18 protein-coding genes are annotated in these 14,771 nt (G+C 67.7%); 9 read left to right on the top strand and 9 right to left on the bottom strand.

Annotated features, from left to right (window positions below; genetic code table 11):
• The first annotated feature begins 35 nt into the window (after positions 1 to 35).
• Entirely contained in the window at positions 36 to 857 is an 822-nt protein-coding gene (locus EYE42_RS07195; protein WP_130990636.1) for an alpha/beta fold hydrolase, read from the top strand.
• On the opposite strand, the gene EYE42_RS07190 is transcribed toward EYE42_RS07195, so the two are convergent.
• From EYE42_RS07190 to EYE42_RS07175, 4 genes are read right to left on the bottom strand one after another with little or no spacing between them, the layout of a single operon-like run.
• Positions 854 to 1,027 carry a hypothetical protein gene (locus EYE42_RS07190; RefSeq protein ID WP_246020629.1) on the bottom strand — a complete coding sequence of 58 codons (174 nt, stop codon included), beginning with the start codon at positions 1,025 to 1,027 and terminating at the stop codon, positions 854 to 856. The two genes, EYE42_RS07195 and EYE42_RS07190, sit on opposite strands and share 4 nt — an antisense overlap.
• Positions 1,027 to 1,437, bottom strand: a complete 411-nt coding sequence (locus EYE42_RS07185; protein WP_246020627.1) for a c-type cytochrome — start codon at positions 1,435 to 1,437, stop codon at positions 1,027 to 1,029. Before EYE42_RS07185 ends, EYE42_RS07190 begins: the two co-directional genes overlap by 1 nt.
• Positions 1,438 to 1,489: 52 nt before the next feature.
• On the bottom strand, positions 1,490 to 2,161 hold the full coding sequence (locus EYE42_RS07180; RefSeq protein WP_130990635.1) for an ABC transporter ATP-binding protein: 672 nt from the start codon (positions 2,159 to 2,161) through the stop codon (positions 1,490 to 1,492).
• A complete protein-coding gene (locus EYE42_RS07175) occupies positions 2,154 to 3,455 on the bottom strand; it encodes a lipoprotein-releasing ABC transporter permease subunit (protein ID WP_130990634.1) in 1,302 nt (433 codons plus the stop codon). Before EYE42_RS07175 ends, EYE42_RS07180 begins: the two co-directional genes overlap by 8 nt.
• 116 nt (positions 3,456 to 3,571) lie before the next feature.
• On the opposite strand from EYE42_RS07175, the gene radA reads away from it, so the two are divergent.
• The 3 genes from radA to purF all read left to right on the top strand — a co-directional run bounded on the left by radA (position 3,572) and on the right by purF (position 7,215).
• A complete protein-coding gene (gene radA / locus EYE42_RS07170; protein ID WP_130990633.1) occupies positions 3,572 to 4,936 on the top strand; it encodes a DNA repair protein RadA in 1,365 nt (454 codons plus the stop codon).
• Between the two features lie 41 nt (positions 4,937 to 4,977).
• A complete protein-coding gene (locus EYE42_RS07165) occupies positions 4,978 to 5,577 on the top strand; it encodes a CvpA family protein (protein ID WP_130990632.1) in 600 nt (199 codons plus the stop codon).
• Positions 5,578 to 5,724: 147 nt separating this feature from the next.
• On the top strand, positions 5,725 to 7,215 hold the full coding sequence (gene purF, locus EYE42_RS07160; protein ID WP_130990779.1) for an amidophosphoribosyltransferase: 1,491 nt from the start codon (positions 5,725 to 5,727) through the stop codon (positions 7,213 to 7,215).
• A gap of 29 nt (positions 7,216 to 7,244) precedes the next feature.
• Here purF and EYE42_RS07155 read toward each other — a convergent pair whose 3' ends face one another.
• The 4 genes from EYE42_RS07155 to EYE42_RS07140 are packed head-to-tail and all read right to left on the bottom strand — an operon-like array spanning position 7,245 to position 9,466.
• Positions 7,245 to 7,685 carry an NUDIX domain-containing protein gene (locus EYE42_RS07155; RefSeq protein ID WP_130990631.1) on the bottom strand — a complete coding sequence of 147 codons (441 nt, stop codon included), beginning with the start codon at positions 7,683 to 7,685 and terminating at the stop codon, positions 7,245 to 7,247.
• On the bottom strand, positions 7,682 to 8,716 hold the full coding sequence (locus tag EYE42_RS07150; RefSeq protein WP_130990630.1) for a 5-(carboxyamino)imidazole ribonucleotide synthase: 1,035 nt from the start codon (positions 8,714 to 8,716) through the stop codon (positions 7,682 to 7,684). Before EYE42_RS07150 ends, EYE42_RS07155 begins: the two co-directional genes overlap by 4 nt.
• Entirely contained in the window at positions 8,709 to 9,194 is a 486-nt protein-coding gene (gene purE / locus EYE42_RS07145; RefSeq protein ID WP_130990629.1) for a 5-(carboxyamino)imidazole ribonucleotide mutase, read from the bottom strand. The genes EYE42_RS07150 and purE overlap by 8 nt, the downstream gene beginning before the upstream one ends.
• 53 nt (positions 9,195 to 9,247) lie before the next feature.
• A complete protein-coding gene (locus tag EYE42_RS07140; RefSeq protein WP_130990628.1) occupies positions 9,248 to 9,466 on the bottom strand; it encodes a YdcH family protein in 219 nt (72 codons plus the stop codon).
• Positions 9,467 to 9,713: 247 nt separating this feature from the next.
• On the opposite strand from EYE42_RS07140, the gene EYE42_RS07135 reads away from it, so the two are divergent.
• Positions 9,714 to 10,124: an Hsp20 family protein gene (locus tag EYE42_RS07135; protein WP_130990627.1), complete on the top strand. Its 411-nt coding sequence runs from the start codon at positions 9,714 to 9,716 to the stop codon at positions 10,122 to 10,124.
• Positions 10,125 to 10,136: 12 nt separating this feature from the next.
• A complete protein-coding gene (locus EYE42_RS07130) occupies positions 10,137 to 10,364 on the top strand; it encodes a DUF1150 family protein (protein WP_130990626.1) in 228 nt (75 codons plus the stop codon).
• A 22-nt stretch (positions 10,365 to 10,386) separates the two neighbouring features.
• Here the strand turns inward: EYE42_RS07130 and EYE42_RS07125 are convergent, their stop codons facing one another.
• On the bottom strand, positions 10,387 to 11,148 hold the full coding sequence (locus EYE42_RS07125) for a bifunctional sulfate adenylyltransferase/adenylylsulfate kinase (protein WP_130990625.1): 762 nt from the start codon (positions 11,146 to 11,148) through the stop codon (positions 10,387 to 10,389).
• Between the two features lie 88 nt (positions 11,149 to 11,236).
• On the opposite strand from EYE42_RS07125, the gene EYE42_RS07120 reads away from it, so the two are divergent.
• From EYE42_RS07120 to EYE42_RS07110, 3 genes are all read left to right on the top strand, one after another.
• On the top strand, positions 11,237 to 11,929 hold the full coding sequence (locus tag EYE42_RS07120; protein ID WP_130990624.1) for an HAD family hydrolase: 693 nt from the start codon (positions 11,237 to 11,239) through the stop codon (positions 11,927 to 11,929).
• Between the two features lie 49 nt (positions 11,930 to 11,978).
• Entirely contained in the window at positions 11,979 to 13,430 is a 1,452-nt protein-coding gene (gene xylB, locus EYE42_RS07115; protein ID WP_130990623.1) for a xylulokinase, read from the top strand.
• A gap of 133 nt (positions 13,431 to 13,563) precedes the next feature.
• Complete coding sequence (locus EYE42_RS07110; protein ID WP_130990622.1) at positions 13,564 to 14,769, top strand: efflux RND transporter periplasmic adaptor subunit; 1,206 nt, start codon at positions 13,564 to 13,566, stop codon at positions 14,767 to 14,769.
• Positions 14,770 to 14,771 lie beyond the last annotated feature (2 nt).

Below are 14,771 nucleotides of genomic sequence, written 5' to 3'. Positions count from 1 at the left end.
TGTTGGATATTTGGAACCAAGGCAAAGGGCCGGCAATGTTCTTTACGGCGAATGACGGCGCGCGGCTGGCCTATTTGGATGAGGGCGCGGGGCTGCCGGTCCTGTGCCTGACCGGCCTGACGCGCAACATGGGCGATTTCGATTATCTGGCGCCGCATCTGTCGGGCGTGCGGCTGATCCGCATGGATTACCGGGGGCGCGGGCGGTCGGACCATACGGGCGCCGCGACCTATACCGTGCCGCAGGAAGGCAAGGATGCCCTGGCGCTGCTGGACCATCTGGGGATCGAACGGGCTGCGGTTCTGGGCACGTCGCGCGGCGGGCTGATCGGGATGCTGCTGGCGGCGGTCGCGCATGACCGGCTGCTGGGTCTGTGCCTGAACGACGTGGGTCCGGTGATCGAGCGTTCGGGGCTGGAGCGGATCTTTGATTATGTCGGGCGCAATCCGGCGGCGCGGACCCACGCCGCGCTGGCCGAACGGCTGCCCCAGGCGATGACGGGTTTTGCAAACGTGCCCGAAGGCCGCTGGCTGGCCGATGCGCAGCGCCATTACGACGAGACGCCGGACGGGCTTCGGATCAGGTACGACCCGGCCCTGCGCGAGGCGTTCCTGTCGGCCTTTGACGGCGCTGCCCCGGACCTGTGGCCGTTGTGGGATGCGACGGCGGGTCTGCCGGTCGCGCTGATCCGGGGGGCCAATTCCGACCTTCTGTCGCCCGAGGTCGCGGCCGAGATGGTTCGCCGCCGACCAGACACGATCCTTGCCGCCGTGCCCGACCGCGCCCATGTCCCCTGGCTGGACGAACCGGAATCGCTGGCCGCCATCAACGCCTGGCTGGACCGCTGCGGGCGCTAGACGCGCATCCCCACGCCGAAGCTGGCGCCATCCGTTCCGATGCCGAAACGGGCGGCCCCGAAGCCGAACCCGATCAGCGCGCCGGTCAGCACCTGCTGCGCGGTGTGTTCGCCCGCATGGACGCGGCTGGCCGCCGCCAGCCCCGCCGCCAGCAAGGGGCGTCGCGACATTATCGCTGCATGGCCTCGACATATTCCATCAGGGCGACCAGACGCGCCGGGGTGGGCGTGGAAATCCCGTCGCCCGCGTCATAGGGAACGGCGGGCCCATCCAGCAGGTCACCGAATTCCGGCATGGGCGATTCGCTGCGCCCGGGCGTGAAGCCATAGATGTGGCCCATGACCTGCAGCCGCGGGAACACGCCGCCGTTGCTGGCCGCCACGCGCGTCAGATCGACCGGCACGGGCACCATGCCCGCCGCAGCGGGTCCATTGCCCCGCCCATCGGCCCCATGGCAATCGACGCACAGCGACTTGAAATCGTTGCGGGCCTGGGCCCCATCGGTCATCGGCGGCGCGCAGGCAGCGATCAGGCCCGCCATTGCCAGCCCCGTCAGGGCCGCCCCGTGTGTCGCCTTCATCGCTGGTGTCCCCCCGGTTGCTTCTGGGCCAAGTCTGCCCCGGCTGGCGCGGTCAGGCAACCGCTTGCGTCAGGCGCACCACCCGGTCCATGCGCCGGGCCAGGTCGTGGTTGTGCGTGGCGATCAGCGCCGACAGGCCGGTGTCGCGGACAAGCGCCATCAGCATGTCGAAGACCCGGTCCGAGGTTTCGGGGTCAAGGTTCCCGGTCGGCTCGTCCGCCAGCAGCAGCGCGGGCTGGTTGGCAAGGGCCCGGCAAAAGGCCACCCGCTGCTGTTCGCCCCCCGACAACGCCGCCGGGCGGTGATCGGCGCGTTCCGACAGGCCCACGCGGGACAAAAGATCGGCGGCGCGGGCAGCGGCCTTTCGCTGGGTCACGCCATTGGCAAGCTGCGGCAGGACGATGTTTTCCGCCGCGCTGAATTCGGGCAGCAGGTGGTGGAACTGATACACGAACCCCAGGGTCGCGCGCCGCGCTTCGGTCCGGGCGCGATCCGGCAGGCCGGTCATGTCGCGCCCGTTCAGGATCACCCGGCCGGTATCGGGCGTATCAAGCAAGCCCGCGATATGCAGCAGCGTCGATTTGCCCGCGCCCGAGGGGGCGACCAGGGCCACCACCTCTCCGCGCGCCACGGTCAGGTCCAGCCCGCGCAGCACCGGCACCGGCGCGGGGCCGTCCTTGCCATAGGTCTTGCCGACCCCTTCCAGGCGCAACACGTCATTCATAGCGCAGCGCCTCGACCGGGTTCATGCGCGCGGCGCGGCGCGCGGGAAAGATGGTGACGACAAAGGACAGGAACAGCGACAACCCCACCGCGCGAAGGATGTCCCAGGCGCGCAGGTCGGCAGGCAGGCGATAGATGCCCCGCACCTCGGGCTGCCAGGCACCGCCCCCGGTCAGGGCGTTCAGCGCCGCCATGATGCTGTCCACGTTCAGCGCCAGCAATACACCCAGGATCACCCCCGCCAGCGTGCCCAGAATGCCGGTAAAGGCGCCGCACAGGAAGAACACCCGCAGCACCGCACCCTCGGTCAGGCCCATGGTGCGCAGGATGCCGATGTCGCGGCCCTTGTTCTTGACCAGCATAATGAGGCCCGAGGTGATGTTCATCGACGCGATCAGCACCAGCACCGACAGGATCACGAACATCACGTCATCCTCCATGTCCAGCGCGGCCAGGAACGACCCCGAGGAGTTGCGCCAGTTCCAGACCTGCGCCCCCTCGCCCGCCGCCGCCAGCAGCGGCCCGGTCCAGTCGTCCACCCGTTCGGGATCGGCGACAAAGACCTCGATCTCGTCGGCGACGCCCTCGCGGTTGAAATAGGACTGCGCCTCGGCCATCGGCATGTAGATTCGGGTGCGGTCGATGTCGTATCGTCCGGCGCTGAAGATATAGGTGACTTTATAGGCCTTGACGCGCGGCGTGGTGCCGATCGCCGTGCGCGCGCCCTCGGGGGCGATCAGGCGGATGCGGTCGCCCAGCCCCACGGCCAGCTCACGGGCGATGCCCGATCCGATGGCGATGCCCCGGTCGAAATCCTCAAGGCTGCCGACCGAGGTTCCGGGATCCACGATGCGCGGCATTTTCCCAAGATCGTCAATGGTTACGCCGAATACCTCGGCCACGTTCGAACTGTCGTTGGCGGTCGCCATGACCTGCCCGCGCACCACCGGCGCGGTCCGGGTGACGCCGGGCACAGCCGCCAGCGTGGCGGCCAGTGCGTCGTAATCGGCGATCCGGCCGGGAACGACATAGACATCGTCGGTGTATTCGTTGGTGATCCGCTGGGGCGCCATATAGACGGTGGTATGGGCATTGGCGCCCAGGATCGTGTCCACGAATTCGGCCCGGAATCCGGCCCGGACGGCCAGCGTGGCGATCAGCGCCATCACCCCCAGGGCAATGCCGATCAGGCTGATCCAGGTCATCACGCTGACCCCGCCCTCGGCCCGGCGGGCGCGCAGGTATCGCCAGGCGATCAGGAATTCGTATCGGGAAAAGGGTCGCGGTGTGGCCATGGGGGCGCCTTGATTTTGCGCGCGGAACCTGACCGGGCCGCCGCAAAAGATCAAGCCGACAATGGCGTGACCGGGCCCGCTTGCGGCGACGCCCGGCAGATGCCACATGACGGGTCATGGCAAAATCCACCAACGCGTTCACCTGCACCGCCTGCGGTGCGTCCCACAAGAAATGGGCCGGGCGCTGCGACGCCTGCGGCGCCTGGAACACCATCGTCGAGGAAGCGCCCCTGTCCCAGGGTCCGGGCCGGGGCCTGGGCGCCGCCAAGGGCCGAGCCGTGCCCTTATCCAGCCTGGCCACGACCGAGGCCCCGCCCCCGCGCCATCTGGCCGGAATGGACGAACTGGACCGGGTGCTGGGCGGCGGACTGGTGCCCGGCAGCGCGGTTCTGGTCGGCGGCGATCCCGGCATCGGCAAATCGACGCTGTTGTTGCAGGGCGCAGCCGCCTTTGCCCGGCGCGGGCTGAACGCCGTCTATATCAGCGGCGAGGAAGCCAGCGCCCAGGTGCGGATGCGTGCGCAGCGGTTGGGGCTGGCGGATGCGCCGGTCCGGCTGGGCGCGGAAACGAACCTGCGCGACATCCTGACCACGCTGGACACCGAACGTCCCGATCTGGCGATCATCGATTCCATCCAGACCCTGTGGTCCGATCAGGTCGAGGCCGCACCGGGCAGCGTGGCCCAGGTCCGCGCCGCCGCGCACGAGCTGGTGACGTTTGCCAAGCGCAAGGGCGTGGCGATCTTTCTGGTGGGCCACGTCACCAAGGACGGCCAGATCGCCGGTCCCCGCGTGGTGGAACACATGGTCGATACGGTCCTGTATTTCGAAGGCGAACGCGGCCACCAGTTCCGCATCCTGCGATCGGTCAAGAACCGCTTCGGCCCCGCCGACGAGATCGGCGTGTTCGAGATGACCGGCGTGGGCCTGGCCGAGGTCGCCAACCCGTCCGCCCTGTTCCTGTCCGAACGCGGCCAGCCGGTTCCCGGCAGCGCGGTCTTTGCCGGGATCGAGGGCACCCGGCCCGTGCTGACCGAAGTTCAGGCCCTGGTCGCCCCGTCCACGCTGGCATCCCCCCGCCGCACGGTGGTGGGCCTGGACAGCGGCCGCGTCAGCACCATCCTGGCCGTGCTGGAGGCACGCTGCGGCATTCCCTTCGCGGGACTGGACGTATTCCTGAACGTCGCGGGCGGGATGCGGGTCAGCGAACCGGCCGCCGATCTGGCCATCGCGGGGGCGCTGCTGTCCGCGCGCGAAGACAGCGCCCTGCCGCCGGAAGCCGTGCTGTTCGGCGAAATCAGCCTGTCCGGCGCGCTACGTCCCGTCGCGCAGGCCGAAAACAGGTTGAAAGAAGCGCAGAAACTTGGTTTTTCACAGGCGATTTTGCCTGACAGCCAAAAGGTCGAGGGCGCGGCGGGAATGGGCGTGCGGCGCATTTCCGATCTGACGGGATTTGCAGGAGAGGTCTTCGGCGCCGGCTGAAGTGCCTGAAAAGAAACATGACCGGCGCAAGGGACAAGGCCATGGACGGGTTTACAATCATCGACGCGGTGGTGGCTGCGGTCATCATCCTTTCGGCCATCCTGGCCTGGTCGCGCGGCTTCGTGCGCGAATCGCTGGCGATCCTGGGCTGGATCGGCGCGGCCATTCTGGCGTTCATCTTCGCCGCCGCCATGCGCCCGCTGATCGCGCAGCTTCCCGTGCTGGACCGTTTCTTGGGCGACAGTTGCGAATTGGCCACCATCGCCGGTTTCGCCGTGGTCTTTGCGCTGGCGCTTGTGGTCTTTTCGATCATCACGCCGCTGTTCTCGTCGGTCGTGCAGCGGTCGGCGCTGGGCGGGGTCGATCAGGGCATGGGTTTCCTGTTCGGGGTGGCGCGGGGCATCCTGCTGGTCGCCATCGCCTTCATCGTCTATGACCGCGTGATGACAAGCCAACAGGTCGCGGTCGTGGAAAACAGCCGTTCCGCCCAAGTCTTCGAACGGATGCGGGGCCAGCTGGACCAGCAGGTTCCCGACGACGCGCCGGGCTGGGTCGTCAGCCGCTATGAACAGATGGTGGCGGGCTGCACCGCCACGGCCGCGCCCCCAGCGGCGCAGGAAACCCCGCCCGCCGCGAATTGATGCCTATGGGGTTGCAGGGGTTGCATGGCTGCCTTGTCGTGACGCTTTGATGACGAAAAACCGCCGCCGCCACTGTGCGGGGGCGTGACTTTGGGACGCATCGGCCCTACATACCCATGACAGCCCCAAGCCATTCAGGACGCCATGATGCAACCCTTCCTGGCCCACCCGTTCGATTCCGATCGCCTGCACGAGGAATGCGGAATCTTCGGGGCGATCGGCGTCACCGATGCGTCGAACTTCGTGGCCCTGGGCCTGCACGCCTTGCAGCATCGCGGGCAAGAGGCGGGCGGCATTGTCGCCCATGATCCCGAACAGGGATTCAACAGTGCCCACCGCTTTGGTTATGTGCGCGACAACTTTACCAAGGCCGACGTGATGTCCACCCTGCCGGGACCGCTGGCCATCGGGCATGTGCGCTATTCCACGACCGGCACCAAGGCCAACACCGCGATCCGCGACGTTCAGCCGTTTTTCGGCGAATTCCACATGGGCGGCTGCGCCATCGCCCATAACGGCAACATCACCAATGCCGCCGCCCTGCGGCGTGAGCTGATCGAGCGCGGGTCGATCTTTCAATCCAGCAGCGACAGCGAATGCATCATCCACCTGATGGCGCGATCCATCCAGCGCAACATCCCCGAGCGGATGAAGGACGCGCTGCGTCGGATCGAGGGTGCGTTTTCCGTCATCGCCATGACCCGCACCAAGCTGATCGGGGTGCGCGACCCGCTGGGGGTGCGCCCGCTGGTGCTGGGCAAGGTCGGCGACGACGGCTTCGTGCTGGCATCCGAGACCTGTGCGCTGGACATCATCGGCGCCGATTTCCTGCGCGAGATCGAGCCGGGCGAGATGGTCGTCATTTCGCGTGGCGCAGTGGAATCATCGCGTCCCTTTGGTCCCTCCAAGGGGCGGTTCTGCATTTTTGAGCACGTCTATTTCTCACGCCCCGATTCGATCATCGGCGGGCGGTCGGTCTATGAAACGCGCCGCCAGATCGGGGTGGAACTGGCGCGCGAAGCCCCCATCGAGGCCGATCTGGTCTGCCCCGTGCCCGACAGCGGCACACCTGCCGCCATCGGTTACGCGCAGGAATCGGGCATTCCCTATGGCATGGGGATCATCCGCAACCAGTACATGGGCCGCACCTTCATCGAACCGACCGAGCAGATCCGCAACATGGGCGTGCGGCTGAAGCTGAACGTGAACCGGTCGCTGATCGCGGGCAAGCGCGTGGTTCTGGTGGACGATTCGGTGGTGCGCGGCACCACCAGCCGCAAGATCAAGGACATGATCCTGGACGCGGGCGCCGCCGAGGTCCATTTCCGCATCGCGTCCCCGCCCACCGCCTGGCCCTGCTTTTACGGCGTGGACACGCCCGACCGCGACAAGCTGCTGGCCGCGAACATGACGCCCGAGGAGATGCGCAACTGGATCGGCGTCGATTCGCTGGCCTTCGTGTCGCTGGACGGGCTTTATCGTGCCGTGGGCGAGGCGCGGGGGCGCAACAATGCCAGTCCGCAATATTGCGACGCCTGCTTTTCCGGAGACTATCCGGTCGCGCCGTTCGATCAGCTTGAACGCGGGTTCCGCATGAAGGCCGGATCGGAAACGGCGGTCAACGAGGCGGCAGAGTAAGCCGGGGATATTCCGGCAAAGGCCCTGCGTCAGCCGACGATCCTTTCCAGCGGGTCATACCAGGCGGCATGTTGTCCCCAGACCGCACGCGCCAGCAGTCCGGGCTTGTGGCGCAATCTCGCCAGCTCGGCACGCGTCGCCCAGGCAAAGCGGTTTACCACCTTTTCCGGGTCTTTCAGGACGATCCCGGCCCCGCCGGACAGGGCGGCGCGGAAGATGATCTCGACCTGATGGAAGCCGCGATCAGGGTCGTGGAATTCGTTGACCAGGATCGGGGCGCTGACGGCGATGGCAAGGCCGGTTTCCTCGGCCACCTCGCGGATCAGGTTTTCGGGCAGCGACTGGCCCGGTTCGACGCCGCCGCCGGGCAGGCACCAAAGGTCGGATTCCCCGCCCGGATAGGCGTTCACCAGCAACAGCCGGTCGTCATGCAGGATCGCGGCCCGGACAGCAAGCCGGGGCCGTGTCATCCGGTGATCCGGTTCACATGGCCCATCTTCCGCCCCGGCCGTGGCGCGCCCTTGCCGTAAAGGTGGACTTGCGTATCGGCCGACTTCAGCAGCTCGGGCACGCGGTCCACATCGTCCCCGATCAGGTTCTCCATCACCACATCCGCATAGCGTTTGCCGTCGCCCAGCGGCAGGCCGGCGACGGCGCGGATATGCTGCTCGAACTGATCGACGGCGCAGCCTGCCTGGGTCCAGTGGCCGGAATTGTGGACCCGCGGCGCGATCTCGTTCACGATCAGCCCGCCAGGGGTCACGAACAGTTCCACCCCCATGACGCCCGTGTAATCCAGCGCATTGGCAATGCGGGCGGCGATCAGAACGGCGTCGGTCGTGACCTTGCCGGGCAGCCCGCAAGGCACGGTGGTGGTGCGCAGGATGCCGCCCTGGTGCAGGTTCAGGCCGGGATCGAAGGCCGCCACCTGCCCGTCCGCGTTGCGCGCGATGATGACGCTGATTTCGGCGCTGAAATCGACAAATCCTTCCAGGACCGAGGGCGCGCCTGTCCATTCGACCGGGCCGTCGCCGACGCGCACCTGACCCTTGCCGTCATAGCCCAGGCGGCGGGTCTTGAGAATCGACGGGCGGCCGATGGCGGCGATGGCGGCAGGCAGGTCGGCTTGGGTCGGGACATCGGCAAAGGGGGCGGTCGTCAGGCCGATGTCGTTCAGGAAGGTCTTTTCGGTCAGCCTGTCCTGCGACACGGCCAGCGCCCGACGGTCCGGGCGGATCAGCCGAACCCGTTCCAGCAGATCCAGCGCCGAGGTCGGCACGTTCTCGAATTCATAGGTGATCACGTCCACGCTGTCGGCAAAGACGCGCAGGGCGTCCTGATCCTCGTAAGGCGCATTCGTGATCCGCCAGGCCACATCGCCCGCCGGCGCCGCCCCCGGTTCGTAGATGTGGCAGCGCAGTCCCAGGCGGCTGGCGGCGACCGACAGCATCCGGCCCAGTTGGCCGCCGCCCAGGATGCCGATGGTGCGGACCTCAGTCATCGCGCGGCTCCTCGGGGATGGAATCGGACAGGGCCTGGCGCCAGGCATCCAGCCGCTGCGCCAGCGCCGGGTCGGTCAGCGCCAGGATGCCCGCCGCCATCAGCCCGGCATTGGCCGCGCCGGCCGCGCCGATGGCCATGGTGGCGACCGGATAGCCCTTGGGCATCTGCACGATGGAATAAAGCGAATCGACGCCCGACAGGGCCTTGGTCTGCACCGGCACGCCAATCACCGGAATGCGGGTCTTGGACGCCATCATGCCCGGCAGATGGGCCGCGCCCCCGGCCCCGGCGATGATGACCCGCAGGCCGCGCGCAACCGCCGTCCTGCCATAGTCCCACAGCCGGTCGGGGGTGCGGTGCGCGCTGACGATGCGGGATTCATAGCCCACGCCCAGGTCGTCCAGGATCGCCGCAGCCTCGCGCATGGTGGGCCAGTCCGACTGGCTGCCCATGATGATGCCCACCGGTTTGTCCATCAAGTCCCCCGCGATTGCCTGCCCGTCCTAGCGCGCAGGGCGCGGGGCCGCAATCAGGCGATGATGTCGGGGGTGATCTCATCCTCGAGCCGGGCGATCTGGTCCTTGAGCATCAGCTTTTGCTTTTTCAGCCGCTGCAAGGCCAGCGAAGAGGTCAACTGCTGGGCAGACAATGCCGCAATCGCCTCGTCAAGGTCGCGATGTTCGCATTTCAGCGCCTCGAGGCGGGCGCGGGCGATTTCGTCGCGGGACATTTCGGGGTGGATGTTCATCTGGCATGGCCCGTCTGGACGGTTGACCCTAGGTTGCCGCCCATCATAGCGCGCCGAACCTGTGCTGTTAACATCGCTGTTCGACGGCCGCGCCGAAAGCCTTGCGAATGTCTTGCAAAAGCAACGCTTTTCCGGCGGCATTCCGCCCCCTCTTGTCGGCCTGTGACGGCGACCACATATCCATGCCACGCGGATCGCCTGAAACCGGGATCCACCGAAACAGTCGCTTTGACGGAAAGGGCTGAGGATGACCAAGATCTCTCTGGGGGCGCATCCCTATCTGCTGGGTTTCGACCAGCTCGAGCGTCTGGCCGAACGGGCGGCCAAGGGCGCCGAGGGCTATCCCCCCTATAATATCGAACATGTCGCGCCCGATGGTTTCCGCATCACGCTGGCGGTTGCGGGCTTTTCCGAAGCGGATCTTTCCGTCACCACCGAGGATCGCCAGCTTGTCATCCGCGGCAGGATGGCGGAACCCGAAGAGGAGCGGGTGTTCCTTCACCGCGGCATCGCCGCACGGGCGTTCCAGCGCAGCTTCGTTCTGGCCGACGGGGTCGAGGTCGAGGGGGCGCAGATCGAGAACGGTCTGCTGCATGTGGATCTCAGGCGGGTCCAGCCGCAGCAGGTCGTCCAGACCATTCCTATCAGCCGCCGGTAACAGGGGATCATCATGGATACGAAATTCGATTTCAGCGGCATCGACCCGGAAAAGACCGTTTATGTCCGGCAGGTCGAAACCCGCAGCCTGCCACGCGAGATTCGCGACCAGTTGGGCGGCGTGGCCAGCATGTATGCCGTCCATGACGCCGACGGGGAACGCCTGGCGCTGGTGAAGGAACGGTCGCTGGCCTTCATGCTGGCCCGGCAGAATGAATTGACTCCGGTCAGCGTTCACTGACCCTGCGCGCCGCTGCGCCGGGTCAGGCCATGTCGGCGGGCATGACCGCCCGCACTCCGATGGCGGCCCGATGCCGGTCCAGAAGATCGCGCCCCGCAGGATCGTTTTCCACCAAAAGATGCGTTGCCCCGAAATTGCGGGCCACCGCGCCCTGCCACAGAAGGCGGTGCGGCCCCTCCGGCGGGGCGATCGGCAAGGGCGCTATCACCGCGTCGTCGGGCAGGTCGATATGCACGCCCGGAAAAGGCTGGATCAGCAGGGCGGCATCCAGCCGTCGGGCCAGACCGGCAGCGGCGCCGATGTCTCCGGCATCACCGGGCTGCACCGACAGGACGCGCGCCGCGTTCCGGGCACGCCACAGGGCGCGCATTCCGTTCGGGCCGGGATGGTCAGGCCGGCGCAGCCCCTTGACCCGGCCACCCAGCCGGACCGGCCCCGTTCTCCAACGGTCCGTCACCGACATCACCGCCAGAACCCTTCCCCCCCTGTCGCGCAGGGCGATGTCTTCGCCCGGCGAAACCTGGTTGCCGAGGTCGTCGCCGACCGTCAGCACCAAGGGCGCGGGCCATGGCAACACCGCACCCCCCACAACCTCGTCATGCTGGATCTGGGTCATATAGCCCCGCAGGGGCGCGCATCCCCCCGTCAGCAGCAGCGCCAGTTCGTCCGCCTGTCCCTGGTCCATCGTCCAGGCGGGCAGTCTGGCCGCATCCTCCTGCAAGGCGCGGATCGCGTCGGGGGACACGAACAGTTCTGGAATGGGGCGATGGTGGGCCGGAATCATGGCTTGGACCTATCGCAGCCTGCGTGGTTTGTCATCCGAAGCCGATGTCTGTAAGAAGACCCCGGTGTTACCGATAGCGGATGCAAGCATGAGCCATATCCACGCCGTGATCTTCGACATGGACGGCTGCCTGGTGGACAGCGAGCCGCTGTCGCTGGAGATTCTGGCCGACATGATCATCGCCGAAGGACTGCCGGCCACCCCTGACGACCTGCGCAAGCGGTTCCTGGGCGTGTCGATCCAGTCCATCGTCAGCCATATCAGCGACCTGCTGGGCCGCGACCTGCCGGGCTTTGTCGAACGGTTCGAGGACCGGCTGATGGCACGCTATCCAGCCGAGCTGCGGGTGATTCCCGGTATTTTCGGGATTCTGGACGATCTTGCGGCGCGGGACATCGCGGTGGCGATCGCCACCGGCAGCTCGATCCGTCGCCTGAGCCTCACGTTGCAGGTGGCAGGTCTGGCCGGACGCTTCGGTCCCAACGTGTTCAGCGCCGATCAGGTGCGTCATGGCAAGCCCGCGCCGGACCTGTTCCTGCTGGCCGCCGCACGTCTGGGCATCGCGCCCGAGGCCTGCGCGGTGATGGAGGATTCGCCGCATGGCATCGCCGGGGCGCGGGCCGCGGGAATGCACGCCGTGGGCTTTACCGGCGGCAGCCATCTGGACGGGATGCGCGAGGATCACGCGCGGCGGCTGCGCGATGCGGGGGCCGCCTCGGTGCTGCCGACCCTGGACGGGATGGTCGATACCCTGGTTGACCGGCAGCCTTCCGGCGTTTGACGCGGCCTCGCCGATCCGGCACGAATGCGACGGCGCGGAGGTCACGACGATGAGCTTTCTGGGAATCGATCTGGGCACCTCGGGGCTGCGGGCCCTGCTGGTGGACGGCGCCGGCCAGCCGGTCGGATCGACCGAACGGCATTACCCCGTCAGCCATCCCCGGTCCGGCTGGTCAGAACAGAACCCCGCCGACTGGATCGCGGCGCTTGAAACGGCGGTGTCCGAACTGCGCGACCGCCACCCGGAATTCTCGGCCCTGCGCGGTATCGGCGTTGCCGGGCACATGCATGGCGCCACGCTGCTGGACGATGGCGACCGGGTGATCCGCCCCTGCATCCTGTGGAACGACACCCGCAGCCACCAACAGGCCGCGCGGCTGGACGCCATTCCCGATTTCCGCGACCTGTCGGGCAACATCGTCTTTCCGGGTTTCACCGCGCCCAAGCTTGAATGGGTCCGGGACCACGAGCCCGAAAACCATGCCCGCATTGCCCGGGTGCTACTGCCCGCCGCCTATCTGAACCTGTATCTGACCGGCGATCACGTCACCGACATGTCCGACGCCTCGGGCACGTCCTGGCTGGATACCGGGACGCGGGACTGGTCGGACGCGCTGCTGGCGGCGGGCCACATGCGCCGCGACCAGATGCCGCGCCTGGTCGAGGGGTCGGCCCCCGCGGGCCAGCTTCGTACGGATCTGGCGCGGGCCTGGGGCCTGTCCCGTCCGGTCCTGGTGGCAGGCGGGGCGGGCGACAACGCAGCCGCCGCCTGCGGGATCGGCGCCATGACCGAGGGACAGGGTTTCGTGTCGCTGGGAACATCGGGCGTATTGCTGGCGGCACGGGACGGATACCATCCCGCACCCGACACGGCGCTGCACACCTTCTGCCATGCGGTGCCGGACACATGGTATCAGATGGGGGTCATGCTGTCGGCCACCGACAGCCTGAACTGGCTGTCGCGGATAACCGGGACGCGGCCTGCGGATCTGACGGCGCCCTTGGGCGATGCGGTGCAGGCCCCCGGACCGGTACGATTCCTGCCCTATCTGTCGGGCGAACGGACCCCCCACAACGATGCGGTGATCCGGGGTGCCTTCACGGGGCTGGGGTCCGACACGACACGCGACGACATGGTGCGCGCCGTGCTGGAGGGGGTGGCCCTTGGCCTGCGTGACAGCCACCAGGCGCTGCGGGCCACCGGTGCGCGGCTGGACCGGATCATGGCCATCGGCGGCGGAGCGCGGTCGCGATACTGGCTGCAGGTGATTGCCACCACGCTGGATGCGACCCTGACCCTGCCAGCCGATGGGGAATTCGGCGCGGCGCTGGGCGCGGCGCGGCTGGGCATGGTGGCAGCCGGGTCGGGCAGCATCGCCGACGTGATGACTGCGCCGGGCGTGATTGACGAGATCGCCCCCGACGCCGCGCTGCGCGACGCCTTTGACGCGGCCCATCAGGCCTTCCGTGCCGCCTATCCGGCGGTGCGGGGGATACAGTGACATCGGCTGACACAGGCGATCGTGCATCAGGGTGTGATGTGCCGGCAAGGCACTGGGCCATTGGATTTGATCGAATCCCTCTTATCTTTCGGATACGGACGGCCGGATACGGACGGCGGGATAAGGCGGTTTCATGCGGCGCGCATTTCGGTTGGGGTTGATAGGACTGGCCGCCGGCGGGCTGCTGGCGGCGGGGGCGGCGGCGATCGGCGTGGGCCAGACATCCGACAGCGGCGCGCAGATCCTGACCTCGCCCGTCGCCCGCGCCGATATCGAGGTGACGGTGCTGGCCCAAGGCACCCTCAAGCCGCGCAATCTGGTTGCGGTGGGGGCGCAGGCATCCGGGCGGATCACCCGCATCGCCGTCGAACTGGGCCAGACCGTCCGGCGGGGCGACCTGATTGCCGAGATCGATTCGGTCAACCAGCAAAATGCCCTGCGGGCCGCGGAATCCGATCTGGCCGTGGCCGAGGCGCAGCGGCGCGAGCGGGAATCGACCCTGGATCTGGCGCAGCGGACGCTGGCCCGCCTGGAACGGCTGCAAACCAGCAACCTGACCTTGCAGGCCGAATACGACACCGCGGTGTCGAACGTGGCCGTGGCCCAGGCGCAGATCGCGGCGCTTGACGCGCAGATCGATCAGGCCCGGATCGCGATCCGGACGGCGCAGGCAAATCTGGCCTATACTCGGATCACCGCCCCCGGCGACGGCACGGTTCTGGCGATCACCGCCCAGCAGGGCCAGACGGTGAACGCCGCGCAGTCGGCCCCCACCATCGCGGTCCTGGGCGACCTCACGCGGATGGAGGTTCATGCCCAGATCTCTGAGGCCGACATCGGCCGGGTCCAGCCGGGCCAGCCGGTCTGGTTCACCGTGCTGGGCGCGCCCGACCGACGCCATGACGCGGTTCTGGAATCGGTGGCCCCCGCCCCCGACAGCATCGTCAACGATTCCAGCATCGGCGGCACGTCCCCGGCCTCTGCATCGTCGTCCGGGGCGGTCTATTACAACGGCCGCTTTACCGTCCCCAACCCGGACGGCCACCTGCGCACCTATATGACGGCCGAGGTGCATATCGTCATGGGCGCCGCGCAGGACGTGCTGACGGTACCATCCATGGCACTTGGCGATCCGCAGGATGACGGGCGCTATCGCCTGCAGGTGCAGGGCAGCGACGGCACGCTGTCCGAACGGGTGGTCAGCGTCGGGCTGAACGACAAGGTCATTGCCGAGATCACCGAAGGCCTGGCCGAAGGCGAAACCGTCGTCACCGGCACGGCGGACGCGCCTGCCGGCCCCTCCGGCCGCAGCCCGCTGGCGCGCGGGATGCGGGGCTGATC

It is taken from the genome of Paracoccus subflavus (genome assembly GCF_004310345.1).
In the GTDB taxonomy this organism is placed as follows: Bacteria; Pseudomonadota; Alphaproteobacteria; order Rhodobacterales; family Rhodobacteraceae; genus Paracoccus; species Paracoccus subflavus.
The sequence above is the reverse complement of the archived record's forward strand: the minus strand, read 5'-3'. Positions and strand labels throughout refer to the sequence as shown.

Bases quoted from the DNA above. Each gene is read 5' to 3' on its own strand.
- EYE42_RS07195 (WP_130990636.1), top strand. From the start codon at position 36: ATGTTCTTTACGGCGAATGACGGCGCGCGGCTGGCCTATTTGGATGAG.
- EYE42_RS07190 (WP_246020629.1), bottom strand. From the start codon at position 1,027: ATGTCGCGACGCCCCTTGCTGGCGGCGGGGCTGGCGGCGGCCAGCCGC.
- EYE42_RS07185 (WP_246020627.1), bottom strand. From the start codon at position 1,437: ATGAAGGCGACACACGGGGCGGCCCTGACGGGGCTGGCAATGGCGGGC.
- EYE42_RS07180 (WP_130990635.1), bottom strand. From the start codon at position 2,161: ATGAATGACGTGTTGCGCCTGGAAGGGGTCGGCAAGACCTATGGCAAG.
- EYE42_RS07175 (WP_130990634.1), bottom strand. From the start codon at position 3,455: ATGGCCACACCGCGACCCTTTTCCCGATACGAATTCCTGATCGCCTGG.
- radA (WP_130990633.1), top strand. From the start codon at position 3,572: ATGGCAAAATCCACCAACGCGTTCACCTGCACCGCCTGCGGTGCGTCC.
- EYE42_RS07165 (WP_130990632.1), top strand. From the start codon at position 4,978: ATGGACGGGTTTACAATCATCGACGCGGTGGTGGCTGCGGTCATCATC.
- purF (WP_130990779.1), top strand. From the start codon at position 5,725: ATGCAACCCTTCCTGGCCCACCCGTTCGATTCCGATCGCCTGCACGAG.
- EYE42_RS07155 (WP_130990631.1), bottom strand. From the start codon at position 7,685: ATGACACGGCCCCGGCTTGCTGTCCGGGCCGCGATCCTGCATGACGAC.
- EYE42_RS07150 (WP_130990630.1), bottom strand. From the start codon at position 8,716: ATGACTGAGGTCCGCACCATCGGCATCCTGGGCGGCGGCCAACTGGGC.
- purE (WP_130990629.1), bottom strand. From the start codon at position 9,194: ATGGACAAACCGGTGGGCATCATCATGGGCAGCCAGTCGGACTGGCCC.
- EYE42_RS07140 (WP_130990628.1), bottom strand. From the start codon at position 9,466: ATGAACATCCACCCCGAAATGTCCCGCGACGAAATCGCCCGCGCCCGC.
- EYE42_RS07135 (WP_130990627.1), top strand. From the start codon at position 9,714: ATGACCAAGATCTCTCTGGGGGCGCATCCCTATCTGCTGGGTTTCGAC.
- EYE42_RS07130 (WP_130990626.1), top strand. From the start codon at position 10,137: ATGGATACGAAATTCGATTTCAGCGGCATCGACCCGGAAAAGACCGTT.
- EYE42_RS07125 (WP_130990625.1), bottom strand. From the start codon at position 11,148: ATGATTCCGGCCCACCATCGCCCCATTCCAGAACTGTTCGTGTCCCCC.
- EYE42_RS07120 (WP_130990624.1), top strand. From the start codon at position 11,237: ATGAGCCATATCCACGCCGTGATCTTCGACATGGACGGCTGCCTGGTG.
- xylB (WP_130990623.1), top strand. From the start codon at position 11,979: ATGAGCTTTCTGGGAATCGATCTGGGCACCTCGGGGCTGCGGGCCCTG.
- EYE42_RS07110 (WP_130990622.1), top strand. From the start codon at position 13,564: ATGCGGCGCGCATTTCGGTTGGGGTTGATAGGACTGGCCGCCGGCGGG.